The organism is Streptococcus sp. 27098_8_70 (assembly GCF_041432215.1).
Lineage (GTDB): Bacteria > Bacillota > Bacilli > Lactobacillales > Streptococcaceae > Streptococcus > Streptococcus oralis_CP.
On record NZ_JAPVZD010000001.1, the window covers coordinates 308,576 to 320,358 of the forward strand.

At 34.3% G+C, this 11,783-nt stretch carries 14 protein-coding genes; all 14 read right to left on the reverse strand.

The genetic code is table 11. The features are described from left to right. Nucleotides 1–147 precede the first annotated feature (147 nt). Complete coding sequence (locus tag O3655_RS01445; protein WP_308697034.1) at nt 148–1,887, reverse strand: glycoside hydrolase family 13 protein; 1,740 nt, start codon at nt 1,885–1,887, stop codon at nt 148–150. Nucleotides 1,888–2,182: 295 nt separating this feature from the next. Beyond that, nucleotides 2,183–2,809, reverse strand: coding sequence for a hypothetical protein (locus tag O3655_RS01450; protein WP_308697035.1), 627 nt, complete (start codon nt 2,807–2,809; stop codon nt 2,183–2,185). 155 nt (nt 2,810–2,964) lie between these two features. Continuing rightward, nucleotides 2,965–3,846, reverse strand: coding sequence for a diacylglycerol kinase family protein (locus O3655_RS01455; protein ID WP_065371770.1), 882 nt, complete (start codon nt 3,844–3,846; stop codon nt 2,965–2,967). Nucleotides 3,847–4,026: 180 nt separating this feature from the next. Next, nucleotides 4,027–4,389 carry a hypothetical protein gene (locus O3655_RS01460; RefSeq protein WP_000841303.1) on the reverse strand — a complete coding sequence of 121 codons (363 nt, stop codon included), beginning with the start codon at nt 4,387–4,389 and terminating at the stop codon, nt 4,027–4,029. A gap of 38 nt (nt 4,390–4,427) precedes the next feature. Next, nucleotides 4,428–5,189 (reverse strand): hypothetical protein, encoded by a 762-nt coding sequence (locus O3655_RS01465; protein WP_308697036.1) that lies wholly within the window; start codon nt 5,187–5,189, stop codon nt 4,428–4,430. Between the two features lie 164 nt (nt 5,190–5,353). Then, nucleotides 5,354–6,016 (reverse strand): DUF443 family protein, encoded by a 663-nt coding sequence (locus O3655_RS01470; RefSeq protein ID WP_000865033.1) that lies wholly within the window; start codon nt 6,014–6,016, stop codon nt 5,354–5,356. Between the two features lie 59 nt (nt 6,017–6,075). Next, complete coding sequence (locus O3655_RS01475; protein ID WP_000713811.1) at nt 6,076–6,747, reverse strand: hypothetical protein; 672 nt, start codon at nt 6,745–6,747, stop codon at nt 6,076–6,078. A gap of 71 nt (nt 6,748–6,818) precedes the next feature. Beyond that, nucleotides 6,819–7,790, reverse strand: a complete 972-nt coding sequence (locus O3655_RS01480; RefSeq protein WP_000481649.1) for a hypothetical protein — start codon at nt 7,788–7,790, stop codon at nt 6,819–6,821. Between the two features lie 289 nt (nt 7,791–8,079). Then, complete coding sequence (locus tag O3655_RS01485; protein WP_080702748.1) at nt 8,080–8,214, reverse strand: ADP-ribosylglycohydrolase; 135 nt, start codon at nt 8,212–8,214, stop codon at nt 8,080–8,082. 59 nt (nt 8,215–8,273) lie between these two features. Continuing rightward, the gene (locus tag O3655_RS01490) at nt 8,274–9,014 is read right to left on the reverse strand and encodes a hypothetical protein (protein WP_308697037.1); all 741 of its coding nucleotides are present in this window, start codon (nt 9,012–9,014) and stop codon (nt 8,274–8,276) included. Nucleotides 9,015–9,112: 98 nt separating this feature from the next. Continuing rightward, nucleotides 9,113–9,730, reverse strand: a complete 618-nt coding sequence (locus tag O3655_RS01495) for an SAP domain-containing protein (RefSeq protein ID WP_371641123.1) — start codon at nt 9,728–9,730, stop codon at nt 9,113–9,115. 104 nt (nt 9,731–9,834) lie between these two features. Next, a complete protein-coding gene (locus O3655_RS01500) occupies nt 9,835–9,963 on the reverse strand; it encodes an ADP-ribosylglycohydrolase (RefSeq protein WP_261014426.1) in 129 nt (42 codons plus the stop codon). 11 nt (nt 9,964–9,974) lie between these two features. Then, nucleotides 9,975–10,781, reverse strand: coding sequence for an alpha/beta hydrolase (locus O3655_RS01505; RefSeq protein ID WP_308697039.1), 807 nt, complete (start codon nt 10,779–10,781; stop codon nt 9,975–9,977). Nucleotides 10,782–10,935: 154 nt separating this feature from the next. After that, on the reverse strand, nt 10,936–11,679 hold the full coding sequence (locus O3655_RS01510) for a CPBP family intramembrane glutamic endopeptidase (RefSeq protein WP_308697040.1): 744 nt from the start codon (nt 11,677–11,679) through the stop codon (nt 10,936–10,938). Nucleotides 11,680–11,783: the final 104 nt, after the last annotated feature.

Consider the following 11,783-nt stretch of genomic DNA (forward strand, 5'->3'; position numbering starts at 1 on the left):
CTTCTAGACTACAAGTCTCTTTTTCATTTTAAACACCATTCACTAATCATTCAGCTAGTAATCGTTGACTTAGCTTTATTATACTACATAAGTCAAAAAAAGACTGCACGAATCACCCATTCATTACAGCCTTTTTAATCCTATTTTTTATTGAATCACAAAACCTTTAGGCAATATCACCAGTTGCTGCTCCAATACTTGGCAATGACTTGCTAGAGCTACAACATCACTATCTACAAGATAATTTTCAGTTGATTGGTTAAAAACAGCTTGGATTTTTTGTCCATCATTATTCCATTCTATAGAAAGCACATCCGGCTTGATTTCTTGCAGTCTATAAGTTCCATGTTGAATAATGCCTGAAGCATCCTTTCGAAGCTGAATCAATTTCTTCATGAAATGAAGCATGTCATTACTGTATGAAACACGTTCCCAAGGCATGACACGACGACAATCTGGGTCTGGCCCTCCACCTAACTCCAACTCAGTTCCATAGTAGAAACACGGTGTCCCCCTTTGTAAAAAGAGGCAGGCGAGGGCAGACTTAACCAGTTGGGCATCTCCCTTGGCAGTAGCCAAAATGCGCTCCGTATCGTGCGAATCCAGAAGATTGAACATCACTTCCGAAATCTGTTGTCTATAGTACATAGATTGGCTATTGATTTCATTGATAAATTGAGGTGACTTCTTAACCCCTCGCAAGAAATAATCCTTGATACTTTCAGAGAGAGGATAATTCATGACTGCGTGGAATTCATCTCCGTTTAGCCAGGGTTGGGAAGTGTGCCAGACCTCTCCAAGAATATAAAGGTCAGGCTTTTTAGCCAAGACAGCCTTACGGAAATCTCTCCAAAATTGATGGTCTACTTCATTTGCCACATCCAGTCGCCAAGCATCAATATCAAACTCTTCAATCCAGTAGGTCGCAACGCTCAACAAATAGTCCCTCACTTGAGGATTGGCCGTATTTAGCTTGGGCATATAGCTGGCAAAGGCAAAGGTATGGTAAGGGAGTTTTCTTGGGTTTCCCAGCTTATCCTTGGTCACGGGGAATTCTTGAACATGGAACCAGTCTTTATATTCCGACTTTTCACCATGCTTGAGAACATCCTGCCATTGTGGAGACTGGTCCCCGATATGATTGAAAACAGCGTCCAGCATGATTTTCATCCCTCTCTGATGAGCCTCCTCCACCAGTTTACGGAAAGTTCCCTTGTCTCCAAAATGATGGTCAATTTCGAAATAATCCGTCGTATTATACTTGTGATTGCTTGGAGATTCAAAAATCGGACAGAGATAAAGACCTGTAATCCCTAAGTCTTGCAAGTAATCTAGATGGTCAATAATACCTTGTAAATCACCACCAAAGAAATCACTCGTTTTTGGTTTGATTGACGAATCCCAAGCCAGAGCCCCTTCTGGAGAAATCTCAGGGTTCCCATTAGCAAAACGTTCTGGGAAAATCTGATACCATACCGTCTCTGCTACCCAGTCAGGAACGTGGCAAGCATCAATCTCATGGATATACGGAATTTTAAAGCCATTTCCTTCATAATGAAGGTTTTCTAGCGTATTTTCAACACATCCCTTATCGCCATATAAGACCTCCTGACCTTGCTTATCCTTGAGTTCAAAGAGATACTGGAGTCGTGCATAGCCAACCGTAACTTCCACTTGCCAGTAATCAAACAAGGCATCGGAAGTCACTTTGATCATCGCCTTGCTTGCTTCATAATGGTCCTCTAAAAAGATAAAAGTATCTCCATAATGCAAATGGATGCTTTCAATATCATCTTTCTTAGTCCGGATACGAATGTGCATTGTCTTATCTTTATAAAGATACGCATACTCCGACTCCGGTCTATGGTAAATGGCTGTTAATTCCATTGTATTTGTCTCCCAAATTTTTAATCTATTTTCACGAAAACGTTTTCAATGATAATAATTCCAGTATACTATTTTTGTAAACTATTTGCAAGAATGGTCCATTTTTAAAAGAACTATCTTTTTAAGTATACAAAAAGCCTTAAAAAAGACTTTGAATTACTACTATTGATTGGAAGGATATAAAGTTTACAAGTATGGTACAATCTATTCAAATTCAATTAGTAATTTTGAATTCCAATTTCATATAGACTCAAGATAGTAGTATATATTTGAAGATAGAAAAGAAGACATTTAATCAATCTTTGTTATCTCCTAAGAAAATCATAATTGCTTGTCCATCAACTCCAGAATTAAACATAGTCCAGTATATAGATTTTGTTTCAAATGCAAGTTTAGCCTCTGCATATAATGGTTTTGCAATTTTCATTATATTACTAATATGTTTATTTTCAAATTTTAAGTTTTTAATGCCAAGATATTTATCTATATCTAGTAGACCAAGTTGAAATTCATCGTATTGGCTTGCTATATGACTGTATAAAAATTTATTCTTTTCTTCTTTAGAAGATTGATAGATATTACTATAAAAAGTACTATCTCTATTTCTTACACCATCTTTAATACTCTCAACTAATTGATTATAATCATAAGACATAAATTCAATTAATGATTCAATTTCAGCCTTTACTTTATTTTTACTTTGTCCAACTTGTAAACACCGCCATTCGCCCGTTTTTTCTTTACCAAATAATGCCCAAACTTCATGACCAACTATGGGGAATTTAATGAGCTTTTGATTTATTATACTCTTATTATTTAATTCCTTCCTAGAAAAACACATAGTTTCTTTAAAATGATTCTTTAAAAGTTCTTCATTGTATAACTTTGGAATAAATTTATTATAACTTTCTTTGTCTTTCATTTTTTCTTCTAACTTCTCCTGATTTTTCTATAAATCATTATCTAATTATTTTAACCAATATATTAATTTTACAAAATATTGCAAATTTTACGACAAACTACTTTCTTTGACATGAAACCAGTTTTAACAGTGAATGACAAACTTGTTTCTACCTTCTACTCTTTCGGTTTTGAAAACACTTCTACTCGCTGAGCTAGGACTTTGATTTCTACAGGTAGGTAATCCGATTTATCGCCGTCAACATCTGACTCCAATTCACTATCTGAAGAGATCTTAATATTACGCGCTCTGATATACTCAATATTGTCATTGCCGACAACATCTCCTTTTAGTAAATCAGGAATGACGGATAATTTAGAGAATATAGAAGCATCTTTTAGAATCAAAATATTGGCATAGCCATCCTTGTCTTCTTCAAAGATTTTCTTATCAGCGAAGTAATTTGTCAAGAGAACCAAAACATGGCTCGCTTCACCAACATAATTTCCATTTTCTGTCTCGACATTAATATTAAAGACCTGATCCGTCATGACAGACTTCATGGTATTTACAGCATAGGCAAAAATACCGAATTTTGTCTTGTCCTCAATCTCCACATTGTGAATCGCCTCAGGCAGAGAACCGATACTAAAGATATAACCAAAATAGTTATCATTTGCTTTACCTATATCAATCTTGTTGGTTAAATTAAAATCGAGTTCATCAATCGCGCCATCGATGTCTTGATTGATTTCCAATAGTTTCGTAATGAGGTTACCAGTACCGCCAGGGATAATCCCTAACTTCGGAATGTAGTCTCTCTCAGCAATACCCGAAATGACTTCATTGACAGTCCCGTCCCCTCCAAACACAACCACTGCATCATACTGCTCACGAGACGCTTCCTCAGCAAAGTGTGTTGCGTCTAACGCTTTTTCGGTAATTTTGGTTTCCACATGCTCAAAATAATCTTTGGCTTTATTCTCCAGCTTGACCTTATAATCCAAAGCCTTTTCCCCACCAGAGGTAGGGTTGATAATTAACATTACTTTTTTCATTGATAATACTCCTTTAATAGTTACAAAAATTCTAGTAACTAATTATATCACTTGAGTTATGTAAACGCCATCCAAATGCTTGAAAAATCGAATCCACTAACTAGAATAGATACGTTAATGTATCAAGCACTTACCTCAACTTAAACAAGAATAAATACTTATTGTTAACAATCCACTACTTTACTTTTTCGACAATTTTATATAATCCATTAAGTACAAAATAGCTGAAACAAATGCGAACACACTGGAAAATCCAGCTAATATCGGAATAAAACCAATAATAGATGCAATCAAAAGAAACTGATAAGTCTTCTTATTGACTTTTGATTCTTCATCATGAAGAAGGAATGCTACAAAACCAAAAAACAGCAATATTAAACAAGTTGAAAAGTAGATTCCATCCCAACTAGAAAGTCTAACAAGCTTAGGTATCACCCAGTAAATGATTTCAAATTTCCACATTTTAGAAGAAAGGTAAGTAATCGTTAAAGCTCCAATTAAAGAAATAACTCCGTTTATTAGCAATAATTTATTTGATTTCACACTTAATCCTTTTTATCCTTTTCTGTACTTATTCATCGCTAATTAATAGATTCACTATTTAAAAATTCTTTAGACTTCCGTACGATATAGAGCTGTTCATCTTCTTGAGCGAGTTTTCTAAACAACTCATTCGCCCTAGTCATATCTCCTTTTAATTTAGAGTTCAAAGCTTGATAATAAGTGATTTCCAATTGTTGATATTTAAATTCGTTTTCCAATTCTTCAAAATAATCATTGGTTTGATGAGCAATTGTTAAATCGTAAAGTGCGATACTCACGTTTTTTGTTCTCTCAGCTAGAGTTGGATCTGATATGGACATTTTATTTAATATAAGATCAAGCTGGTCCCTGGTCAGATTAGGGTTTGCAAGAACTGTCGAACGAACGAGGTAACTCTCAAAGAAATCCCTGTATTTCGGCTTCAGTTTTTGATCAGTCATTGCTTCAGAAGCCTCCTTAATGGCAGCATCGAAATCACCAATCATATAGGAATACCCAACAGATGTTAGTGTCACATCCATTTTTATAATAGCTCTTTTTGCATCTTTCTTCAATTCAATGTATTGCTTCCAAGATGGTAAATCTAAGTCCATATGCAGTAACTTAGTACCACTCCTTACATACCCTCTTCTGATTAGTGCAATGAAAAGAAATAAAAGTGCACTTATGAATAAAATACAAAGGGTTTGAGTAGTCCTATCTTTCACCATCCAAGCTACAAAAAGAATGAGAAGAACAGCCAAAACAATCACGACTTTTCTATAAAATGCATATTTCTTACGTATTTCTAAATAATTCATTTTTACTCCTTTTCTAAATTACAATGTGGCATTACGAGAGAAGTTCTGAACCTTAAATGAGTCATTGACTAACAAAATGCTCTCTAATCAGTTCCCTAATTTTTTCTGATAGAATAGCCCAATGTGACCTGCAAAATAGGATCATAAACAGCTTTCATCTTAATTTATAACTTCTCTATTCTATCAAAAATAATCTCTTGCTTTTCGACACTTTCTCGGAGTGGTGACATGCCTAAAATCACTGTAAAAAATCCCAATAATAGAATACTATTAATAACAAGTAAGGCTCCCTCTGTTCCATTAACAGTATATAGATAAAATACAAAACATCCAAGAGTCGGAACAAGGATAAAAGGAAGAAGTTTGTAATGTTTTAATTGACGTTTATTTCCAACTGGTTTAAAGGTTATTTTATAATTTGTAACGTTATTCTCAAGTCTTTTTTGGACGCTATGACGAGCTCTTATGGCAATGAACCAGAAAGCAAGATAAGCTAGGGAAATGAATAGGCCATATAAGCCTATCTTTAAAGGAAGGTTATGACTAATCCCATTGTTTCTAAAAAAATTTGTCACAAGCCGATAGCCAGATCCCCCTATTGCTGTACCAATTGCAATCCCAATTGATTTACTCATAGTTGGAGCTACACTCTCAAAACGCATATCTCTTTTATCTAACTTTTGCATTTTTGCAGTAATTTCATCGGGAAGAGAACCCCAGAAATAGGATTTTGGTCTAACAGTCGTCAAATCTAGAATATACTTTTCTCCCTCTACTTCTACTATTTTGAAAAATACTTTATTCGTTTCTTTAAATTTTACCTTCATAGTCACCTTTAAATCCTTCTCAGAGTTAAAAAACTCTTTTCAATAACATTCCTAAATCGTTAGCCCCGTTTTTTAATAATAGTTAAACCAATTTTGACAGACATCTCTTTCGATGTTAACTGTATTGTGATCCCATAATTTGTTTTATCTGAGTAATTTACCCTGATTTGGCATGTAGTTTCCTCTGGTAGATCATATTTGATTTTCAGTTTCTGAAAGAGTTCAGACTGAGTTTCTGGCTGGTAGATAATTTCACTAAGCTCTGTTGTTCCAGTTCTTAACGTTCTTTTTACATTCAAGGAGTCAAAAACATCTCTTTTGACAACTAAGTTAAGAATTTCTTCATCAAATAAAGGATCTATCGCTGAATCGTAATGCAACTTGCCATTAGAATAACTAACGGGAACCGTTTTTTTATTTTCTCCGATTTGTATTCTATAGTCGCCCTTACCATCTGCCTTGGTAATGTCTAGGTCGATTTCACATCTTTTGACTTCGTCACCATTTTTTATATAGACGCTGCTTTTATAAGCTTCCAGCCCATTAAAATCCTTCTGCTCTTGTTCCAAAAATTTAAACATAGGATCAAACGTTTTTTCAAACTCGTACTGTTCCCTTGTTCTGTTTTTGGGAATGGTTTCACCACCCAAACTACAAGCATTCAATGAAGATGCTGTCATAAGAATAACAAGAACCCCAGTTACCCATAAACACCATTTAAACTTTTTCATATTTTACTTAATCCTTTTTTCGAGTCATAACAGTAAGATTTTTTCAAAAATTTATAAATGTTTAGTTAAACTTACACTAGTTCTACGTCGACTCCAGCTTTAGCAAAAGTTTCCTTAACTTGTTCAAAATTACTTGACATGATTGTCGCTTGTTTTAAATTTGGGAACTGCTTTAATTCAACCAAACTAACCTCATTCAAATCAAAAGTACTATCCTCACCATCCCACTGAGGAATCAGATTCATAAAAATTTCATTACCGCCATCCATATCAATCTCTTTTACAAGACTTGCATACTTCTGTGAAATCTGAAGATTTTTAAAGTATTCTAAGGCAGGCTCTACAAGTTCTGTACTTTCTGTATCAATATCCAACTCGCTAAATTCCTCTGAAAAATCAAAAATATCAAAAGCTGGCTTTAAAATATCTAAATCATACATCAATACTTGGATAATAGCTAGTTTAAAATTCAGATTATCAAAATGAAGATATTTTTCTTGAACAACTTTTGGATTTGATTTTTGACGTTCATGCTTGATTTCTGGATAGTAAGAAATGGTGAGTGGATATCTCATTACATCTGGTCTTCCATTAAAATTGGTTCCATGAGGGGTCCATAAAATAAAATTGAAATCCCCAGTTCTGTGTCTATCATAAAGAAAATAGGGAGGCTTCCCATCAGTGGATACTACGGCTTGACAAGGCATCTTGGGTAATTCTTCTTCTCCAAACATAGGTTTTACAACATCACCATAGTAGAAACTGATTGTAGAAAGTAGATGCTCATCATCAATATAGACCCTGCATTTCTTTAAATGATTCCGGATAGAAGACGAATGTTCAAATACAATACCAGCATTGTCGTAAACGTACTTTATGTATTTACTTTCTTTTTTGACAACCTGATCAGGCTTTCCTAACACGGCCTCAATATCTTTCAAAGATAAAGGAAAAGACAAGCTGGTTCCGTTCATTACCATTGAATTGTCATGAAAATTGATTTCGAGGTTTTTAGGATCTTTCTTTTTAAAAAAATTAAACATTCGATTCTCCTATTTATAATTTGTTTATCTAAATGCATCAAATCTATTTTTCTAACGTTAGAAAATTTACTGTATAAAATAAGGTTTTGCCGTATTTTTCGTCCGTAGGATTAAAAAAGCAGGAAGCCTTCTGAAAATTAATTACTCTTCACTAATAGACTTACCGCCTCAACGTGGCGCGTCCGCGGAACACAAAAGGTTTGGGGAGTTCAAAGCTCCAGTGGAGCTTTGAAGCCTTCTTACCTTAAAATGAAAAGGTGAGAGGATTAATTCCGTTTCACTAACAAGCTTACACACAGCGGTTCGGATTTACCGTATCATCCGTGAAAAAACAATCCTCACGAAATAATGGAAAGTCTTTTGTTTTAATATTGTTCCATTCGTAAACTGAACCTACAATATCTCCAATAATAGCTCCTAGCATGATATTCCTCCTTACAAACTAATGGATAGATTCGTAGTCTCATTCCAACCCAAGCCACTTTAACTGTTTTGCAATAAATCTTGATGGTCAATGGCCCATTGAATCCACTCTGACCACTCCACCGCCAAGTGAATTTGGTGGTCTTTTACAATAGAATTAGGGCATAACGCCGGAAACTCGACACAAGTGATCGCCTCAATTCCCTGTCCTACATTACGGAATTGATGTCTCACTCCTCCAATAATGGTCCCGTCTTTTAGTTTTGCAATTCCGACGATTTGATACGGATACTCTTCATCCCGAGGCGTTTGAATTCCCTCTTCTTCGTTAAACTGAATAAAGAATTGCATTGGGAAAGGAGCATTCCCTGTTTTTTCAATAACCTCTAGTACCTCTTCTCGGGGCACTAAGGCGTAGTGTTCTGGACAAACGGACAAATTGACTTTCAAATTTTCGGGTGTATTTAGAAACGTAACGTGATCAATCACCTTGCCTAATGTTTCTACATCAATTCCTTCTGCATAAATTTTAGTCATGGCCTTTTTTCTTCTTTTTCCAGATAGTGTAGTCGCAATCTTTAGACTGATGTCGCCTAATTTCAGTTGATTCTGAATTTTTGCGACAATCGCATCATATCCTAGCTCCACCTTTTTCTCGATTAACGCTTCACATAATTGTTCCGTTGACGCTTCCCCATCATAAGAAAGTCCCAAGTTTTTATAAACTGAAATTACGTGTTTTCTTTTCCATTTTTCTAACGCTTTAGCATCAAAACTTTTTTCATTCATTAGAATATCCATTTTTCTCACCAACTTTCTTCACGCTTAATCTATCTTTCCTCTATAAACTTTTTAAAGAAAATAGAGGCTATCGCTCCACCCACTAAACTAAGAGTTGCTTATTTACGATACTCCTCTATTTTGTCGCTATGTTCTTTCAGAAGCTGTTTGGAATAAACTTTTTCGTTCTTTGAATTTCTAACTTCTTTCCAAAGAATAGAAGCTACTTTTAGTTTATCCGAGTAATTACGATTATTTTCGTCTGCACAGAAATCCTTTAAAAATTGATTCCATTGACAAACCGAATGATCATACTTGGCATAGTCTGAATCTCCATAATAAACTTTTAGCATATCTTGAATTGTAAATCTCAAATCATTTTCTTTTTTTACTTTTCTCCAAGCAGTGGCCATATTAGCAGTAAATTTAAAGGGCGAAACACCTGTTAAAGTTGAGAAATATTCTCTAAAGTTTGCATTAAAGGAGAATCCACATTCAAGTAAGGGCGTGTCCAAGGTAAGGACTTCTACTTGTTTCTTTTTCCCTTTTATTGATGATTTTTTAAACAAATTCCCCTTAAAGTACTGCTCAATAATATCATTGAGTTCTTGTTTTGTACCTCTATTTTCAAGTCCTAATGACTTGCATACCTGTGAGAGTTCATCACGATACCAATAGTATTTATTAAATTCATCAAAGGATGTGATTTTATCAAACCCAGGTCTACTCTCTATCAATATAACACCTCCTTAAAAACAGTTTAGGTTTTCATCTCAAAATAATGGAATTTTGGCTTCTTTATTTTGAGGATTAGCAACGTTTCACTAACAAACTCAAACACTCAGCGGTTAGGACTTACTGTATCATCCGTGAAAAAACAATCCTCACAAAATAAAGGAAAATCCTTCGTTTTGATATTGTTCCATCCGTAAACTGAACCTACAATGTCTCCAATAATTGCTCCTAGCATGGTATTCCTCCTTATGGCATATCAGATTCGTTACACATTTCTAATGAGTCACTCTTTAAAAATGGCACCACCAAATCAATCCACTCATAAGGCAGGTAAGCTGATAAATAGCCGTGGTTATAGCCCTTTGCTTCATACAAAATTGTATTTGAATGTAGCTGATGAAATAATTTCGCTGATTCTTTCACGCAGTTCAATTCTTTTTCACCATAGATATACAGAACCTGAGCCTTGCTAGCAGAAATCATATCTTTCAGCTTGTAACGCCCCATATAGTTTTTGTAAATGGTCACCAATGTTTTGACAGGCGTCCTTGGCAAATCTTCTAAATAATAAGCTTTTATTTCCTCTGGATAAGCCAGTTTAGGATAGAGTTTGTTCATCATGCTTAACTGAAGTTTGCAAGAGAATTTATTGAACATCAGTTTACCAAATAGAGACACTAGAAAGATGCTGATTTTAGCTAACCTTGGTTGAGGAATGCAGAGGCTTCCATCTATGATGGCCTTCTCAGCAATTTCACTGTCTAAAGACAAAAGCTCTATGGCAATTTGACCACCAAGTGAAACACCACCGATTGCAAATAATTTCCCACCACAGTTTGCTTTGATATAGTCTAGAATCTCCAAAGCAGAATCTTCAGTAGAAACATAATCAAGTTGATATTCCTCGCCGTGGCCATTCAAAGTGGGTAGAATAATACGGTATTCTTCTGACAAGATTCGTGCTTGACGAAGATAATTCCACCAAGAACTTCCACCACCATGTATCAGTAAAATAGAAGGCAAATTCTTATCACCAAATTCATGGAATTTCATGTTTAAACTCCTTACTGTAGGACTTTCACTAGCTACACCCATGTTTAATCAGCTCGTACAAGCAGTGATGTCTCATCAAATAGAAAAGTCCCTAACATTGATTATCTAGAATGACCACACGTTACTTTCAATAATGGATATCCTGATCTAAATTTTAAAATGTTGTTTCCTTACTAATTCTATTACTCGCCAATATAGTATAAATCAAATAACCAATAAAAATGATAATAAAAATAAGATTAATTTTTAACACAAAATAGAGATTTAACAAATTTGCGAACGCATGAAATAATATACAGTATCCCACAGATTTTGTTTGACGGTAAAGAAGCCCTAAAACAAAACTTAAAAATAATGTATATATAAAAAATAAAATAAAAGGAAATCCTTGATGACTTTCTCCAACTATAAACCATAAAGGCAGATGCCATATTCCCCAAACTGATCCTACAATCAAATTAGATTGCCAATAAGTATATTTTTTATCAAGTAATGGTTGTAATATTCCTCTCCATCCTAATTCTTCATGTCCACCACCAAAAAAAATTAGTTGTATAAAGAATAATGGCATCAGATAAATTGATACTCCGTTTAATTCTAAGGAAGATACAGAAAATAGTATCAAAATTGCTAACATATGATAAATGAAATAAATACTACTATTTTCTGTCTTATTAAATAAAAAATGTTTAAATTTTATATTATTACTTTTTAAATAAAATCCACTTGCAATAGCTGGTCCAAGTGCACCAACTATATGTAATATTCTACCTATAAATGTCTCTAATCCCAAAATATAAGATTGCGTAAAGATGGCAAGAAGCCCCCAAGATATATAAGTAATTCCAAATGTAAAACAAAGATAATTTTTTAAATTCTTTTTGTCAATTTCTGTCATTTTATCTTCCTTATTTTGATTATTTTATGAATAATATTTTTACTGCTTCTTAGTTGCTCTCGATTATAACTACCTATATTCTATCATAAAAACACAAAAAAGCC

What these genes read in the sequence shown, in the direction of transcription:
- O3655_RS01445 (WP_308697034.1), bottom strand. Translation starts at nt 1,887, where the DNA reads ATGGAATTAACAGCCATTTACCATAGACCGGAGTCGGAGTATGCGTAT.
- O3655_RS01450 (WP_308697035.1), bottom strand. Translation starts at nt 2,809, where the DNA reads ATGAAAGACAAAGAAAGTTATAATAAATTTATTCCAAAGTTATACAAT.
- O3655_RS01455 (WP_065371770.1), bottom strand. Translation starts at nt 3,846, where the DNA reads ATGAAAAAAGTAATGTTAATTATCAACCCTACCTCTGGTGGGGAAAAG.
- O3655_RS01465 (WP_308697036.1), bottom strand. Translation starts at nt 5,189, where the DNA reads ATGAATTATTTAGAAATACGTAAGAAATATGCATTTTATAGAAAAGTC.
- O3655_RS01470 (WP_000865033.1), bottom strand. Translation starts at nt 6,016, where the DNA reads ATGAAGGTAAAATTTAAAGAAACGAATAAAGTATTTTTCAAAATAGTA.
- O3655_RS01475 (WP_000713811.1), bottom strand. Translation starts at nt 6,747, where the DNA reads ATGAAAAAGTTTAAATGGTGTTTATGGGTAACTGGGGTTCTTGTTATT.
- O3655_RS01480 (WP_000481649.1), bottom strand. Translation starts at nt 7,790, where the DNA reads ATGTTTAATTTTTTTAAAAAGAAAGATCCTAAAAACCTCGAAATCAAT.
- O3655_RS01485 (WP_080702748.1), bottom strand. Translation starts at nt 8,214, where the DNA reads ATGCTAGGAGCTATTATTGGAGATATTGTAGGTTCAGTTTACGAATGG.
- O3655_RS01490 (WP_308697037.1), bottom strand. Translation starts at nt 9,014, where the DNA reads ATGGATATTCTAATGAATGAAAAAAGTTTTGATGCTAAAGCGTTAGAA.
- O3655_RS01500 (WP_261014426.1), bottom strand. Translation starts at nt 9,963, where the DNA reads ATGCTAGGAGCAATTATTGGAGACATTGTAGGTTCAGTTTACGGATGG.
- O3655_RS01505 (WP_308697039.1), bottom strand. Translation starts at nt 10,781, where the DNA reads ATGAAATTCCATGAATTTGGTGATAAGAATTTGCCTTCTATTTTACTG.
- O3655_RS01510 (WP_308697040.1), bottom strand. Translation starts at nt 11,679, where the DNA reads ATGACAGAAATTGACAAAAAGAATTTAAAAAATTATCTTTGTTTTACA.